This is a genomic window from Monashia sp. HAY1-5C (assembly GCF_056755255.1).
Genome location: NZ_JBPGXG010000715.1, coordinates 1 through 239 on the forward strand (window position 1 = coordinate 1; position 239 = coordinate 239).

Here is a 239-nt window from a genome sequence, read left to right on the forward strand (position 1 = left end):
CCTCGGCCTCGGGCGGATGCTTTTCGGCGAGGCGCGCCGGCTGTTGAAGTCGCTCGGCTGCAAGGGGCTCGTCGTCTGGTGCCTCGAGGAAAACGAAAATGCCTACCAGTTCTATCGAGGGCAGGGTGGCGCCGATTTCTGCGAGGGCATCGAAACCTTCGATCATCGACAGCTGAAGAAGATCGGCTTCGTCTGGCCCTGACGCCAACTAAATCCTCTGCTTTCTCGATGGATTGTTG

1 protein-coding gene is annotated in these 239 nt (G+C 59.0%); it reads left to right on the forward strand.

What is annotated here, in order from left to right; all coding sequences use genetic code 11:
- A partial coding sequence (locus ACR9ZK_RS23300) for a GNAT family N-acetyltransferase (protein ID WP_481344284.1) occupies nt 1–202 on the forward strand: 202 nt, incomplete at its 5' end.
- Between the last annotated feature and the right edge of the window lie 37 nt (nt 203–239).